The sequence below is a fragment of the Escherichia sp. E13S3 genome (assembly GCF_004212325.1).
GTDB lineage: Bacteria > Pseudomonadota > Gammaproteobacteria > Enterobacterales > Enterobacteriaceae > Escherichia.
This window is the reverse complement of the sequence record NZ_RHJR01000001.1, coordinates 195,361-210,741: the sequence shown is the minus strand read 5'-3', so window position 1 is coordinate 210,741 and position 15,381 is coordinate 195,361. Positions and strand designations below refer to the sequence as shown.

Annotated in this window: 18 protein-coding genes; all 18 read right to left on the bottom strand. The window is 52.0% G+C overall.

Going from position 1 to position 15,381, the window contains the following annotated elements:
* Positions 1 to 6 precede the first annotated feature (6 nt).
* Positions 7 to 360, bottom strand: coding sequence for a DUF2620 domain-containing protein (locus D9597_RS01005; RefSeq protein WP_000719728.1), 354 nt, complete (start codon positions 358 to 360; stop codon positions 7 to 9).
* Between the two features lie 10 nt (positions 361 to 370).
* Positions 371 to 1,249 carry a phosphotriesterase-related protein gene (locus D9597_RS01000; RefSeq protein ID WP_130221402.1) on the bottom strand — a complete coding sequence of 293 codons (879 nt, stop codon included), beginning with the start codon at positions 1,247 to 1,249 and terminating at the stop codon, positions 371 to 373.
* The gene (locus tag D9597_RS00995; protein WP_130221401.1) at positions 1,246 to 2,472 is read right to left on the bottom strand and encodes a phosphopentomutase; all 1,227 of its coding nucleotides are present in this window, start codon (positions 2,470 to 2,472) and stop codon (positions 1,246 to 1,248) included. Before D9597_RS00995 ends, D9597_RS01000 begins: the two co-directional genes overlap by 4 nt.
* Positions 2,472 to 3,635: a YhfX family PLP-dependent enzyme gene (locus tag D9597_RS00990; RefSeq protein ID WP_130221400.1), complete on the bottom strand. Its 1,164-nt coding sequence runs from the start codon at positions 3,633 to 3,635 to the stop codon at positions 2,472 to 2,474. Before D9597_RS00990 ends, D9597_RS00995 begins: the two co-directional genes overlap by 1 nt.
* An 83-nt stretch (positions 3,636 to 3,718) precedes the next feature.
* Positions 3,719 to 4,081 carry a PRD domain-containing protein gene (locus tag D9597_RS00985; RefSeq protein ID WP_130208951.1) on the bottom strand — a complete coding sequence of 121 codons (363 nt, stop codon included), beginning with the start codon at positions 4,079 to 4,081 and terminating at the stop codon, positions 3,719 to 3,721.
* Positions 4,082 to 4,097: 16 nt separating this feature from the next.
* Positions 4,098 to 5,003, bottom strand: a complete 906-nt coding sequence (gene yhfZ, locus D9597_RS00980) for a GntR family transcriptional regulator YhfZ (RefSeq protein WP_130221399.1) — start codon at positions 5,001 to 5,003, stop codon at positions 4,098 to 4,100.
* A 162-nt stretch (positions 5,004 to 5,165) separates the two neighbouring features.
* Positions 5,166 to 6,170: a tryptophan--tRNA ligase gene (gene trpS / locus D9597_RS00975; RefSeq protein WP_130208955.1), complete on the bottom strand. Its 1,005-nt coding sequence runs from the start codon at positions 6,168 to 6,170 to the stop codon at positions 5,166 to 5,168.
* On the bottom strand, positions 6,163 to 6,921 hold the full coding sequence (gene gph, locus D9597_RS00970) for a phosphoglycolate phosphatase (RefSeq protein ID WP_130217640.1): 759 nt from the start codon (positions 6,919 to 6,921) through the stop codon (positions 6,163 to 6,165). The genes trpS and gph overlap by 8 nt, the downstream gene beginning before the upstream one ends.
* Positions 6,914 to 7,591, bottom strand: a complete 678-nt coding sequence (gene rpe / locus D9597_RS00965) for a ribulose-phosphate 3-epimerase (protein ID WP_000816280.1) — start codon at positions 7,589 to 7,591, stop codon at positions 6,914 to 6,916. Before rpe ends, gph begins: the two co-directional genes overlap by 8 nt.
* Before the next feature lie 17 nt (positions 7,592 to 7,608).
* A complete protein-coding gene (dam, locus tag D9597_RS00960; RefSeq protein WP_130217642.1) occupies positions 7,609 to 8,445 on the bottom strand; it encodes an adenine-specific DNA-methyltransferase in 837 nt (278 codons plus the stop codon).
* 106 nt (positions 8,446 to 8,551) lie between these two features.
* Positions 8,552 to 9,850: a cell division protein DamX gene (damX, locus tag D9597_RS00955; RefSeq protein WP_130221398.1), complete on the bottom strand. Its 1,299-nt coding sequence runs from the start codon at positions 9,848 to 9,850 to the stop codon at positions 8,552 to 8,554.
* A gap of 91 nt (positions 9,851 to 9,941) precedes the next feature.
* Positions 9,942 to 11,030, bottom strand: a complete 1,089-nt coding sequence (gene aroB, locus D9597_RS00950) for a 3-dehydroquinate synthase (RefSeq protein WP_130208963.1) — start codon at positions 11,028 to 11,030, stop codon at positions 9,942 to 9,944.
* A 56-nt stretch (positions 11,031 to 11,086) separates the two neighbouring features.
* Positions 11,087 to 11,608: a shikimate kinase AroK gene (gene aroK / locus D9597_RS00945; RefSeq protein ID WP_001507994.1), complete on the bottom strand. Its 522-nt coding sequence runs from the start codon at positions 11,606 to 11,608 to the stop codon at positions 11,087 to 11,089.
* Positions 11,609 to 12,008: 400 nt separating this feature from the next.
* Positions 12,009 to 13,247 (bottom strand): DNA uptake porin HofQ, encoded by a 1,239-nt coding sequence (hofQ, locus tag D9597_RS00940; RefSeq protein ID WP_130221397.1) that lies wholly within the window; start codon positions 13,245 to 13,247, stop codon positions 12,009 to 12,011.
* Positions 13,159 to 13,563, bottom strand: a complete 405-nt coding sequence (locus D9597_RS00935) for a DUF2531 family protein (RefSeq protein WP_130221396.1) — start codon at positions 13,561 to 13,563, stop codon at positions 13,159 to 13,161. The genes hofQ and D9597_RS00935 overlap by 89 nt, the downstream gene beginning before the upstream one ends.
* A complete protein-coding gene (locus D9597_RS00930; protein WP_130221395.1) occupies positions 13,553 to 13,993 on the bottom strand; it encodes a DNA utilization protein HofO in 441 nt (146 codons plus the stop codon). Before D9597_RS00930 ends, D9597_RS00935 begins: the two co-directional genes overlap by 11 nt.
* The gene (locus D9597_RS00925; protein WP_130221394.1) at positions 13,977 to 14,516 is read right to left on the bottom strand and encodes a PilN domain-containing protein; all 540 of its coding nucleotides are present in this window, start codon (positions 14,514 to 14,516) and stop codon (positions 13,977 to 13,979) included. Before D9597_RS00925 ends, D9597_RS00930 begins: the two co-directional genes overlap by 17 nt.
* Positions 14,516 to 15,295, bottom strand: a complete 780-nt coding sequence (gene hofM / locus D9597_RS00920) for a DNA utilization protein HofM (protein ID WP_130217654.1) — start codon at positions 15,293 to 15,295, stop codon at positions 14,516 to 14,518. Before hofM ends, D9597_RS00925 begins: the two co-directional genes overlap by 1 nt.
* Positions 15,296 to 15,381: the final 86 nt, after the last annotated feature.

Below are 15,381 nucleotides of genomic sequence, written 5' to 3'. Positions count from 1 at the left end.
TGCCTTTTATTTCAGATGGTTAATCAACATCGGAATCGCGTGTTCGACGTGCTCAACGGAAAGCCCAAACGCCACTTTCCCTTCGGCGATCATTTTGGCGATATGCTCGTCTTTCGCTTTAATGCCCGGCTTGGCAATGGTGCAACTTTTGTTATAGCCAATCACCGCGATGGCAATCGACAATGCCGCGCCCGCACCGGTATTACACGCGCCGATGTAGTAATCCAGTTGCCCGGATTTCACTTTCATTGCCGCTTCCATGTCGTTGTGAATGAAAACTTCAAAACAGCCAGGAGCCGTCGCTTCGATGGTTTTTTTAATCTGCTCACGCTGTAAGCCTGCAACGCCAATCTTTTTCATTAGTCTGTCCTTATTGGAAAAATTGAGAGGGATTTTCACGTAACATCACATCCACATCGGCCTGACTGAATCCTGACTGGCGCAATTGCGGAATAAAGGTGGTCAATAAAAAGTCATAGCCATAACCACCGTTGGCTTTTAAATGAGAGCGGCGCGTAATATCCATCGACAGCATGACGCGGTTCAGCAACCCACGGTCACGTAGCGCGTGGAGCATCGCAATGCGCTTTTCGTCCGGGTAGTAGCTGTTCTTGCCGATGGTGTCGAACTGCACATACGCGCCGAGATCGATCATCTTCAAAATGTTGTCGAGGTTGTCTTTCAGATCGCAGTGACCAGCGGTGACGCGCGAAAGATCAACTCCGTGGGCTTGCAACAGAGCCAGTTGTTCCAGCCCCATCGTGCTAAAAGAGGTATGCGTGGAGATCGGGCGTCCGGTCTGGTTATGTGCCAGCGCGGCGGCAATAAACACCTTCTCTTCCAGCGGCGTAATCTTTCCTTCACTGGAACCAATCTCCGCGATGATCCCAGCTTTCAGTTCCGTGCCATCGATACCCAGTTCAATTTCATCGACCATCTCTTGCGCCAGTTCCTGCACACTGCGGGTCGCTACATGTTCCGGGAAAAACGCGTCCTGGTAATAACCGGTACAGGCCACCACGTTGATCCCGGTTTCGCGCATTACATCGAGCATAAATTGCGCATTGCGCCCCATGTAACGGTTGGTCATCTCAATCACATTACGCACGCCCCGGGCCATCAGGTCGTTCATCTCCTGGCAAATGAACGCATACTGATCAAGGCGGCAGTCCACGTTGTTTTTAAAGCCGGAGAGATCAATATGCAGATGCTCATGGGCCAGGGTGTAACCCTTCGGATCAAAACTCATAGGGTGTCTCCTGCAAACCGGAGGGAGGAAAGAAAAGAGCGACCATTTTGTGGCGGTGGCGCACGGAAAAATTCACACACGGTAGCCCCCACATCAGAAAGCGTGGTGCGAACACCTAGCTGAGTAGCAGCCAGGCCTTGCTGAAAAACCAGCACCGGCACGACTTCGCGGGTATGGTGGCTGTGACCGATTGTCGGGTCGTTACCATGATCAGCCATGACGATCAAGCAGTCATCTGGCTGCATCGCCTCAACCAGGAGAGCAAGATTACGGTCAACGACCTGCAAACGTTCGGCATAATGTGCGACGTCTTCTGCGTGACCAGCGAGGTCGGTTTCCTGAATGTTGGTGCAAATAAACGCTGTCTGATGGGTGATAAATTCGTCGAGGGTGATATCCATAATCCGCTGGCTATCCACCAGGTTTTGCCAGCTCACGCCATAAGGATTGTTGACGATATCTGCCACCTTACCCACCAGCACGGTTGGCACACCTGCTTCATACAGTTTTTGTGGCACCTGCACTTTTTCATCGACGCCATAGCCCATATGCACGACCTGGAAACCGTTGTCATAAGCGCCAGAACGCGGCGCGTTGATGCCAATAAAGCGCCCTTCTTTGCTTTCTGCGGCATCGAGAATACGCTGACTGTCGGTTAACAGGCCGCCAAATGTAATGACCCGACCGACCTGTACCTGGTCACGCACGATACGACCAATTTTGATTGCGTCGTCAAAAGAGATCACAGAGAGATTGGCGGTAATGTTATAGACCTGGCCTAAATCCGCCTCGAGATTATCGCCAATCGCAACCGCCTGATTGACCCACAGAAATTGCAGATCATCACCACGACGCTCCACCTGCCAGCCAGCGTTAAGTAATGCTTGCTCAACACGGTCAATCACATCGCGAAAGGGCATCCGTAGCGGCGGTAACGGGCGCGTGCCTAAAATTTCCTGATGCCCCATAAAGGTATCGCCACCTTCATGTTGCAGCTCTGCCACACCCCAGGTTGCGGAATCTGACGGTTGCATATCTCCAGGCGCATAACCTAATGCGTTGATTAGCCCCATTTTCTCCAGCGTTGGCAGCTGCAAATGCGGTAGCTGGCTCAAAATGTGACCACAGGTATTCGCTCCCGCATCTTGCGGGCGCACCAGCGTGACATCTTTCATTGCGCCTACGCCAAAGCTATCAATCACTAACACCACGAATCGCGCCATTACGCCCCCAGAGAGTTTCCAAGACTGTCATAACGACCGACGATTTCCGGTTCGCCACGCTGAATACCCGATACCAGCACTACATCACTGCGGGTAACAAAAATTTGTGTACGAAAACAGAGCACCACCGCGCTGCTCACCGGAAACTCGCCTGCTAACGGCAGGGTGTAGTCGATACTGCTGTCATCTACAGTTTTGAGGTTTGTTTCAGTAATCTTTTGATTTTCTTTAGTAAAAACCAGAGCGCGGTGAGCATGACCACGACGGTAGTAACCGCCGCCGTAGCAGTAGCTGTCGCCACGGAAATGATGGGAGATTTCACTTAACCAGAGCATGGCGATACGTTCAGGCTGATCGCCCTGCTGGTTTGCCGGAATAGTACCGGTCAGCGCATGCCCAGGTTCGGCATGAGTCACACCGTATTGCGCCAGCAATGGCAGCGAAGTGCAGCTGGTCGCTGAAGGCGCGTTCAGTTGCTCAATCGCAATACCAGATTTCGCCAGTTGATCCCGTGCTTGTACCAGCGTGTGAAGATTCGGTGTCGGCAAAACTTTCCCGGCAGCCTCATCCCAAAGCAGGCAAGGGAAATGGGTAAGTCCCGCTAAATCTAGTCCTGGTAGTTTTTGGATTTCAGCGACAATGTCATGCAGCGTGTTTTGGGGAAAACCACTCTCCTGCCCCGGATAAAGAAAATCATCATCGCTATAAACTTTGAGCAGCACAGACTGCACACGTCCGGCCTTCACCGCTGCTGCAGAAACTTCCCGCGCTTTATCGAGAGTAAACACGGTGATGACGTCAGTTCCCTGTGCAACGGCGTCAGAAACCTGGTGACAAGGGATTTGCACCAGATGTCCCTGATGCGCCACCGGCAGACCGGCGCGGCGCATGACCCGCGCCTCTTTGTAATCCACCGCCACAATGCCGCTGTAGCCCAGTGCCAGAAGTTTTTCCGCCAGCCACGGATTACGGCCAAACTGCTTGGTCATCAGATACAGCTCAATGCCGTAAAGCCGTGCCGTCTCAATCAGCCTCTTACCGTTTTCCAGTATCTGATCCACGTCGATCACCCAACTGTCCGGGGCGATCTTGCCCTGTTGCCACAAGCTTAGTGCGGCGGAAATCAGCGCTGGGTTCTGGCGTTTCAATGCTTCTACAAACATCTTGTTGCCTCGTTTCTATTCCTTGAATTAAACATTCATTTTTTTGAATATTTAAGTTATGTGACGCGGATTTGCCGTATGACTCAGACACCTTCGTTGGCGGCCATCCATAATCCATAGAGATTGGCCAGCAAATACCCTTCTTCACACGGGTTAATTTCCAGCGCGAATTCCTTCAATAGCACCTGATGCAATTGCACAATCGCTGGCCAGTATGTGGATTGCGCCAGTTCCGCCAGTAATTCGTCATCCAGCGGCAGTATGTGTTCGCCCCGACGACTGCGCATCAGCGCACTCGCCATATGCGTCATCGCCATCGTTCCCTGCTCGCTGCGTATGGGAAGATGGCATTCTGTTTCCAGTACTTTGACGACCTGCATCATGCCTTTGCAGATGTCCTTATCAATGACTCCTGCCTCGCAAAGCAGGTTGAGTCTGTTTTCCATTTAAGACGCCTTTCGCTTAATAACTGGGTTCAAGTTCCCCACTGACGACTCGCTGTTGATGAGCAAGCAGGGCATGTTTATCAACAACCGCACGTAGCAATTGTTGCATCGGGTAATCATCGGCTCGCGTTAGCACCACGGCTTCAGTGGCCTGTAAAAATAGCGGATCGTTCGTCAGCGGCGTCGCTTCTAATCCCAGCATGGCCAGTTCGCTTTCCGCCACCGCGTTCCAGATAACCGCATCGACATCGCCTTTAACAATGCGTTGTAAACTCTCGTGATATGAGAGGTCAACGCGCTCCACATCGCTATTGCCAAAAAAGACATCGGTCATGATTTTCTGATCCGCCGAGCGGTTATCCAGCCCCACGCGTTTCACGTTGCCGGACGCCCCTTTACGGCAAATCAGTTGGTGCTCGCCAACGTAGGTATGCGGCCCCAACTCCAGCGCGAGGCATAACCCTTTTTGCGTGAGATAACTTTCTGCCGCCAGGCGGGACACTACCGCCATGTCATACACGCCGTTAAGCAAACACTCCACGCGAATATCCGCGCCACGCATATGCGCATAGTAAAAAGGAATGCCATCAAACTGGGCTTTCAGCCCGCTCGCCAGTCCTTCGTACAAACGGGTATAGGGCAAGGGCATCGCACATACCACGTTGTTGATATCCACATGAGTCAGCAATGCTTTGTTATCCATCTCGACCAGATAACTGCCATTGCGCCCACGGCGTTCAATTCGTATCGCGCCGCTTGATTCCAGCGTTTTCAGCGCGGCCTGTGTCAGACCAACCGATGAATGGCACTCAGTTGCCAGTTCATCTATGGTTTTCAATCGATTACCGCACTTTTCACCTAACAGATAACGAGCCAGAGTCGTGATGACGACGCCTTCTTTTTTGATAAACGTTCGACGCATAGTATATTTTCAATAAAGTGAATATTTATATCTTCATTAAAATGAAGATAAGTGGCAACCAAGAGATGTGGAAACGGCGAGGCACTTCACATTTTTTCGGGTAGTTGCGAAAAGAGGATAAAAAAACCGGGTTTCCCCGGTTTTTTTGGCATTAATGTTAAATTACGGCTTCGCCACAAAACCAATCGCTTCATACACCGCTTTCAGCGTACGGGAAGCGTGCGCGCTGGCTTTTTCTGCACCGTCTTTCATCACCTGTTGCAGGAAGGCTTCGTCATTGCGGAAACGGTGATAGCGTTCCTGCAATTCAGTCAGCATACCGGAAACGGCATCAGCCACTTCGCCTTTCAGATGACCATACATCTTGCCTTCGAACTGTTTTTCCAGTTCCGGGATGCTCTTGCCAGTAACTGCAGAAAGGATATCCAGCAGGTTGGAAACGCCCGCTTTGTTCTGCACATCGTAGCGAACTACCGGTGGCTCGTCGGAGTCAGTAACCGCACGTTTGATTTTCTTCACTACCGATTTCGGATCTTCCAGCAGGCCGATAACGTTATTGCGGTTATCGTCAGACTTGGACATCTTCTTGGTCGGCTCCAGCAGCGACATTACACGCGCACCAGATTTCGGAATAAACGGCTCCGGTACTTTAAAGATATCGCCATACAGCGCGTTGAAACGCTGGGCGATATCGCGGCTCAGTTCCAGATGCTGTTTCTGGTCTTCACCCACCGGCACCAGATTGGTTTGATACAGCAGGATATCCGCTGCCATCAGCACCGGATAGTCAAACAGACCAGCGTTGATGTTCTCGGCATAACGCGCAGATTTATCTTTAAACTGGGTCATGCGGCTCAATTCGCCGAAGTAGGTATAGCAGTTCAGCGCCCAGCCTAACTGCGCATGTTCCGGTACGTGGGACTGAACAAAAATGGTGCTTTTCTCAGGATCGATACCACAAGCCAGATACAACGCCAGCGTATCCAGCGTCGCTTTACGCAGTTTCTGTGCGTCCTGGCGCACGGTGATCGCGTGTTGGTCAACGATACAGTAAATGCAATGGTAGTCATCCTGCATGTTTACCCACTGACGCAGCGCACCCATGTAGTTACCAATGGTCAATTCACCTGAGGGCTGTGCGCCACTAAAAACGATGGGCTTAGTCATTTTTCGATTCCTGATTTTCGCTATGCGGAAGCCCTAATGCGGGCAGAAGGTCATTTATAGAGTGATAAATTACATCAGGCTGGCTGAGATCGATAGCCTCGCCGTAGTTATATCCGTAGGTTAAGCCAACTGATGGGCAACCTGCCGCTTTTGCCGCCTGAATATCATTGCGTGAGTCGCCAACAAACAGCATCTGTTGTGGGGCAATTCCCATCCGCTCAGCCACCAGTAACAGCGGGTCCGGATGCGGTTTTTTGTTTTGCACGTCATCGCCGCCGATAACCACGCTAAAGTATTTTGCGATATCTAACGCTTCGAGCAGCGGCGCGACGAACGGCGTCGGTTTGTTGGTAACCAGGCCTAGCGGCAGGCCTTTAGCCTGCAACGCGCCCAGCGTATCGGCAACGTGCGGGAACAAAAACGTCCCCTCTTCGGCAACTTCGCCATAGTAGCGATCGAACAGTTTACGCAGAATACGTACCTGTTCTTCTGCCGGAATGTCGTCATCAACGGGCGGTTTACCCATTGTTTTACGCAGAGTCGCACGTTCCTGACGCGCCCAGGTCAATGCGCGCTCCATCAGAACATCTGCGCCGTTACCAATCCAGGTAATAACGCGTTCTTCACCTGCAACAGGCAACTCCAGCGCATACAGCGCCATATCTACCGCAGCAGCAAGACCAGGAGCACTGTCCACCAGCGTACCGTCGAGATCAAAAGCGACGCCGCGAATATCTTCAAACTTATTCATGACTTACCTTTGCCAGTTCACTGCGCATTTCATCAATGACTTTTTTGTAGTCTGGCTGGTCGAAGATTGCCGAACCGGCGACGAACATATCGGCACCCGCCGCAGCGATTTCGCCAATGTTGTTCACCTTCACGCCACCGTCCACTTCCAGACGGATATCAAAGCCCGACTCATCGATGCGGCGGCGCACTTCGCGCAGTTTATCTAATGTTTGCGGAATGAAAGACTGACCGCCGAAACCAGGGTTGACGGACATCAGCAGGATCACATCCAGCTTGTCCATTACATAATCCAGATAGCTCAATGGTGTCGCCGGGTTAAATACCAGCCCCGCCTTACAGCCATTTTCTTTAATCAGTTGCAGCGTGCGGTCAACATGCTCGGAGGCTTCTGGATGAAAGGTAATGATGCTGGCGCCAGCAGCAGCGAAATCAGGCACAATACGATCGACCGGTTTCACCATCAGATGCACGTCGATAGGGGCGGTAATGCCGTAGTTACGCAAGGATTTCAGCACCATTGGCCCAATTGTCAGGTTGGGAACATAGTGGTTATCCATGACGTCAAAATGCACGACATCAGCGCCAGCTGCCAGGGCCTTTGCGGTATCTTCACCCAGGCGGGCAAAATCAGCCGACAGAATTGAGGGGGCAATCAAATACTGTTTCATCCGCTTCTCCTTGAGAATTATTTTTTCGCGGGTGAAACGACTCCTGGTTTGTACAAAGCCAGCAGTTCGTCCACCTTTTTACGTGTGCCGCCGTTGCTGCTTATACTGCGTCGAACTTTGACGACATGCAATTTTGCGCGCTGATACCACTCACGCGTTAACATCGTATCGTGATTGGAGATCAGCACAGGAATATGGCGATCAACCAGACCTTCTGCGATCTCCGCCAGATGGGCTTGTTGTTCAAGCGTAAAACTGTTTGTGTGATACGCCGTGAAGTTAGCGGTCGCAGAAAGCGGCGCATAAGGCGGATCGCAATAGACGACGGATGCATCATCTGCGCGCGCCATGCTGTCGGCGTAAGACTCACAATAGAAAAAGGCATTCTGCGCTTTTTCGGCAAAATGATACAACTCAGCTTCCGGGAAATAGGGCTTTTTATAACGGCCAAACGGCACATTAAATTCACCACGCAGATTGTAACGGCACAAACCGTTGTAACCGTAGCGGTTCAAATATAAAAACAGTACTGCCCGACGCAAGGGATCCTGGCTTTTGTTGAACTCTTCGCGGAACTGATAGTAGACCTCGGCGCAATTTGTTTCGGGAACAAACAGCTCGCGGGCAGCCTGCACATACTCTTCGGTACGCGTCTTTACAATGTTGTAGAGACTAATCAGATCGCTGTTGATATCAGCAAGGATATAACGAGAAAAGTCGGTGTTAAGAAACACCGACCCGGCACCAACAAAAGGCTCAACCAGACATTCGCCCTTAGGCAAATGCCGTTTAATATCATCAAGCAAGGGATATTTGCCCCCTGCCCACTTCAAAAAAGCGCGATTTTTCTTCATGCTGACTAACTAATTACACCTTCTCCGGCTGTGGAGAAAGCTCCGACAGCATCCAGCGCTTCAGGCAGTTCCCGCAACGGTTATCCATTGCGGGAAATAGCCTTGATTACTTCAGATCGGCCTGTACCTGACGCAGCGGTTTCGCCCAAGGATTTTTGGCCTGGACATCGGCTGGCAATGTAGATACCGCTTTTTTCGCTTCTTCTTTCGAAGCGTACACGCCAGAAACCAGGACATACCACGGCTGACCATTACGCGTCGTTTCATAGACAACGTAGTTTTTCAGGTTCTCTTTCTTCGCCCAACCGTTCAGGTTGTCGTAGTTAGAGGAACTGCTCAACTGCAGAGTGTAATGGCTTGACGGTGCCGATTTCAACGAACCAACATTACCCGCGCTCTTCGCCCCAGCAGCTGGTGTTGTCGTGGTTTGCGCCGGAGATGCCGTTTGTGCCGGCTCCGTGCTGGCAGTCGCATTCGGCGCTGGCGTTGCCGCTGGCGTAGAAGTCGCAGCCGGTGCCTTCGTGCTTGCCACAGGTGCAGCCGGTTCGGTACGCTTCGGTTGCTGTGCTACCGGCTTCGGTTCGGTTTTCACAGTTGCTTGCGGTTTTTTCGGTTCAATCACTGCCTGCTGACGCGGCGGACGCGTGGTGGTCGGACGTTCAGCGGTTTGCGTTTTTGCCGTGTCACGCGATGCATTGCCATTGCGTACTGGCGCAACCGTTGCGGGTTCGGTCGGCAATGTCGAATTTACCGCCACATTGTTCAGCTGTTGCTGATTTTGCGGCTGGGTCAGGGCATTGTTCAGATCACCCTGTACTTCAACACGCTGTTGACCATCCGTTGCCGCCGGGGTTTGCCCCTGGGTCGGCGTAGAAGAAATCGGCGGCAGAGAAACATCCTGCTGAGTATTTTCCGCAGACGTGGTTCCCGGTGCTGGCTGCACGCCATTCGCCTGATCAGTCGCATTGCCAGCAAGATCAATACTCTTCTCGCCAGACGCAGTTTGATCGCTGGAAGAGGTCGAGGGGGCTTTTAACGCAGAACCGATACCGATGATCAACAGCAACAGAACCAGAATACCGACGCCCATCATCATATACTGACGAGAAGCGGGTTTACTGGCTGCTTTTTTGCGCTTACGCGGACGCCGCTCTACGCGCTCTTCATCCACCGTTTCATCTTCGGATTCGTCATATTCTTGTTCGATTTCCGGTTCCTCATCGCGCTCTTTTTGCGCGCGGGTCGGACGGCGATCATCCGTATCATCAAGTTCAATATCATCAAAATTGATTTGCGGTTCGCCACGTTCAGTACGTTCAGAACGCTCAGAAGATTGACGAGAACGACCAGTACGACGATCGCTGGGATCGGGTTTCAGCTCGTCTTCTGGTTTGAATTCATCCATTTAACACCCCACTAAAAGGTTAATGCTTACCACGTTGCAATTAACCTGAAGCTAATAAACCGCCGGATAAGCGGCCTGACCTTTCTTGTTGTTACGCTAACTGACAATCAGCAATGGCGTTAAGAACGATATCGTGCGAAACACCGCCGCGAACTTCGCTCTTACCAATTGCCAGCGGAAGAATTAAGCGCATTTCTCCCGCAAGAACTTTCTTGTCACGCAGCATATGCGGTAAATATGCCTGCGCGGACATTTCGCGCGGCCCATTGACCGGTAACCCAGCCCGCGTGAGCAGGGTAATAATACGCTGCGTTTCGGCAGAACTGAACTGCCCGAGACGTTCCGATGTGCGCGCCGCCATTACCATACCCGCAGCAACCGCTTCACCGTGTAGCCAATTACCATAGCCCATTTCAGCTTCAATGGCATGACCAAAGGTATGTCCAAGATTGAGTAAAGCACGTAAGCCAGCTTCACGCTCGTCGGCGGCAACAACTTCTGCTTTCAGCTCACAGCAGCGGCGAATACAGTACGCCATTGCAGGGCCATCCAGACGAAGCAGCGCGTCGAGATTCTCTTCCAGCCAATGGAAAAACTCGCCGTCAAGAATAATGCCGTATTTGATGACTTCCGCTAGCCCCGAAGCCAACTCACGCTGAGGAAGCGTTTTCAGACAATCGAGATCTACCACCACCGATGCAGGTTGGTAAAACGCGCCAATCATGTTTTTACCGAGGGGATGGTTTACCGCGGTTTTGCCGCCAACGGAGGAGTCAACCTGCGACAATAGCGTCGTTGGGACTTGAATGAAGCGAACGCCGCGCTGATAGCTCGCCGCCGCGAAACCGGTAAGATCGCCCACCACACCGCCGCCCAGTGCAACCAGTGTAGTATCGCGGCCATGCGGCTTTTGCAACAACGCTGTAAAGACGGTGTCGAGTACTGCCAGGCTTTTATACTGCTCGCCGTCAGGGAGGATAACGCTATCGACGTTAACACCCGCCTGTTCAAGTACGCCGCGGACCTTATCGAGATACAGAGGAGCCAGGGTTTCGTTGGTGACCAACATCACCTGCTCGCCCGATTTCAGCGGTAAGAATGAAGCTGGTTCGTTAAACAAACCAGATGCGATGGTAATTGGGTAACTACGTTCCCCGAGAGTGACGACTATCCTCTCCATAACGCGACATCCACCTTAATTACTGTACCCGCAGACGAGTGTATTTAAAGCCAGAATTAGTTGCTTTCCAGCATGTTAATAATCTGGTTTGCGACCACTTTAGCGCTTTGGTCATCAGTACGAATGGTCACGTCGGCAATCTCTTCATACAGCGGATTGCGTTCATTGGCCAACGCTTCCAGAACTTCACGTGGCGGTGTTTCAACGTGCAGCAACGGGCGTTTTTTATCACGCTGCGTGCGCGCAAGTTGCTTTTCGATGGTCGTTTCAAGATAAACGACAACGCCACGAGCGGAAAGACGGTTACGCGTTTCGCGGGATTTCACAGAGCCGCCGCCAGTAGCCAGCACAATACCCTGCTTCTCGGTCAATTCATTGATGACCTTTTCTTCGCGATCGCGGAAGCCTTCTTCGCCTTCTAAATCGAAAACCCAGCCCACATCAGCTCCGGTTCGTTTCTCAATCTCTTGATCGGAATCGTAAAATTCCATATTGAGTTGTTGAGCTAACTGGCGCCCAATAGTGCTTTTTCCGGCACCCATAGGCCCAACCAGAAAGATATTGCGTTTCTCTGCCATTTTTTCGGTACTACTAAGACTATTCGTTAATGATAAACCCGCTTCGCTCAGAGAGCGCAGCAGGACATGAACTGAAACCTCATAAGATATTGCGAGAGTCAGACTGAAAATTATCTCAATACTCCAGCAGGTTTGGCAACTGAATAAATCGCCCATCCCTCTGCATATCTGGTCGCTGCAGGCATGCTGCCTTGCTATCACCGCTTTGGCGATAAATCACCGGGTAAGATTAGCGTAAAAAAGACAGCAAAATGCCGCCTGAATGATAAATCATCATCATAAAACGCAGGCAGCTAAGAGCACCAACTCTCAAAACGGTACTCCTTGTATGCTAAATACCTGCGCGCGTCAAATAGATGAAACACGTTCAACGTAAAAACATCACCGCTTTTGCGGCGGTTTACTCACTGGAAACCAGTCGTGGCGTGATAAACACCACTAACTCACGTCGTTCATCTTCTTTTCCATCATGACGAAATAATTGCCCGAACCAGGGAATGTCACCCAACAGCGGTACGCTATCCTGACCCGATTTATTTTTACGGGTAAAAATGCCGCCCAGCGCCAACGTTTCTCCGCTTTTGACCTCGACTTGCGTTTCGATCTCCTGCTTGTCAATTGCCAGTACTTCGCCATCGGCTTGTTGAAGGACCTGCCCCGGAACGTTCTGGCTGATGTGTAATTTCAGCCGGATGCGACCTTTTTGTAACACCGTGGGCGTGACCTCCATTCCCAGTACCGCCTCTTTAAACTCCACCGATGTTGCACCACTTTCACCACTGGAAACCTGATACGGAATTTCGCTTCCCTGTTTAATGCTGGCAGGCTGGAGATGCGAAGCCAGTAAACGTGGGCTAGCGATGATATCCAGTTGCTGTTTCTGTTCTAGTGCGGAAAGCTCCAGATCCAGCAAACGTCCGTTGATCCGCCCAATGTTAAAACCGATATGCGTCGTCGCCGTCGCCACCGCGAGATCGCTACCGAGCGTAGTTACTTGCCCAACGCCGCCAGCGTGTTGCGCATCGGCCAGCGTCCATTTCACGCCTAACTCGCGCAGACTTTTTTCATTAATGGTGACAATGTGTGCCGACAGTTCAACCTGGCCTACCGGCAAATCCATTTGCATGACCCACTGTTCCAGTGCAGTTAACGCCGCCTGGTTATCGCGCAGCAAAAGGCGATTGGTGCGTTTATCAACGGTCATGTTGCCTTTGGCGCTAAGTAGCTTCTCCCCCGCTTTCGCCAACTCTCCGGCATCGGCGTATTGCAGAGTAATGCTGCGATTTTCCAGCGGCAGGTTTGCCTGCGCCCGTGCCTTCTCTGCCTCCTGGCGGGCGATATTTTCATTTTGCCAGGCAACGGAATGCACTGAAAGAATGTTGCCTTCCTGACGCGTTATCAGCCCGGCGCTTTTCACTACGGTTTGTAGCGCCTGCTTCCAGGGAACATCCGTTAAATGTAGCGATACCGTACCGCTGACGTCTGGCGACACCACCAGGTTTAGCTTCTCCTGTTCGGCCAGCGCCTGCAAAACCTGAGCAACCGGAACGTCATCCACCATCAGCGTGACTTTTTGCGGCTTTGCCGCCTGCACGATGGGCATCATCATCAACAGTAGTGCGGCTATCCATTGCTTCATTTGTATCTCCTTGCCGTTGCCACAACCACTGTGGCGGTTCGCAGTTTGTCCCGGTTCCCAGCGTTAGTGTGTCTGGCGTCAGCTGTAAGATCGTCCAGCCGTTTTCCAGCACATCGTTTTGCTGCACCCGTCGCCATTTCTTTTGCCCATCTTTTATTACGCCGATAACGCGCTCGCCTCTTCCTACCATCCCCTGATAGCGCCACTGGGTAAGTTCGCTAATCCGGCATAGATCTTCCGGTGGTTTAAACGGGTCGCGCATGCCGGTTAATAGCCATAATGCAACACCAGCCAGCAGCCAACGTTTAGCCATCATTCGCCCCCTCCAGTTGGAGCGTGAACAAGAGTTCATCACCTTCCACGCTTAACGAAAAACGACTTACGCTGACGTTGCGCTCTGCCAGTCGTGTAAATGCCGACGGCACCGCGTCCCAGAGCGTTTTCAACGCCAACTCGCCTCCCTGGGCTGACGGATGCCAGTAAACCAGTTGCGCGCCAGGCAACTGAAAATCCAGCGGCGAAAAGGGCAACGTCTTTTCTTCGCGGATGGGTGTGGTGTCTACCAGGCGATGCATTGCAGCCCACTGCTGGTGATTACTTGCCCGCAGTCGAATTAATGCGTCGCTCTCTTCCTGATGGGCCAATGAAAGAACGATGATTGTGAATAACACCAGCAACCAGACTGCCCAGCCAAACTGACGGGTACGAGGCGATGTGGCAAACCACCAGTCAAAGAGTGAGTTCATCGCTAACCTTCCTTGTTAACTGATACTCAAATTGCCAGCGCCCTTGTGCATCCTGCTGCGTGGCCCCTCGTTGGTTAAGCTGAAAAGAGGCATCCTCACGGAGTGACTTCTCCAACACATTTAGTGCGGTGATGTTCGACGTAAGTCCTTTGACTTCCAGCGTTCCCTGCTGCCAGCTCAGCGTGGTCAGCCAGGCTTTTTCTGGTAAAAGCGTCGCCAGCGCTTCCAGCGCTGGTTGCCAGTCGCGGGTAAATTGTCGCTGACGCTGACGTCGCAAATGCTGTTCGCGTAACTGTTGGCGTTCCAGCAAACGTGGCTTAGTGACCTGTAAGCTACGGGCGAGTTGTTGTTCTCCCTCGAGCAAAATGGCGTCTACACGTGCTTCGGCGTTATATGCCAGACGCTGCATTAGCGTTATCCCTACGGTCAGCAGCAGAGGGGCAACAAACATCTGCAACCAGAAGCGAAAAAAGGCCGCACGGCGTTGCTGTCGCCAGGGCAAAAAATTGATTGGTGGGTTCATTAGCGACTCTCCCCAAGCGCCAACCCCAGCGCAATGGCGAAGTCTCCACCTGGTGGCGGTAGCGGCGGCTGACGAACAGAAACCGCCTCCCAGGGGTCAAATCCGCCTTCGCCGCAGATTGCGATACTGTCGGGGTCCACGGATAACATCGCTGCAAGGTCATTCGCGCTTGTCATCCCCACCACCAGCTTGCGCCCCCAGTTATAACGCGTCGCCCACAACCACTGTTCGTGGTCACACCAGGCCAGACATTGCTTGTGAGGGGGTAAAAAAGGCAGAAACCGTTGTAAAGCGCAGGCATCTGGGGTAATCGCGCTAACGTGAACACGCAATCTTTCTGCCAGGGTAAGTAACGTTGCCAACTCTTTGCTTTGCGCGGCGGTCACGTTATAGGCCGGGCTTAGTGAATCTTCGCTATAATCGAAGCGCAGAGAGTCCGGTTCCATATCCAGCTCGCGTGCCATTGTGCCTGCCAGCCATGCCGTTTGCTCTCGCTCACCGAGAGACATCGCCGGGCGTGGAAATGCCCTCTGTAACGTTCGACCAGCAGGAAATGCCAGCATAATGTGATGTCGATGCGGCAGTTCACGACTCCACGGTAACAACGTTTTTGCCAGCCGCTCTGTATCGAGAATGCGTCCATCTTTGATAATGTCTGTCGCCAGCGGCAAACGCCACCAACGTTGCAAAAAACATTCTTTTGCACCACGCACGATAGCAACCGCCACCGCTTCTTGCTGTTGTAAATGCAACCCAATTTGCCAGTTCTTAAATGCCATTGTGATGATCTCCTTATCACCCGTCACTCTGACGGGTATATCAATGCGTCTGGCTTGCCTTTATACTACCGCGCGTTTGTTTATAA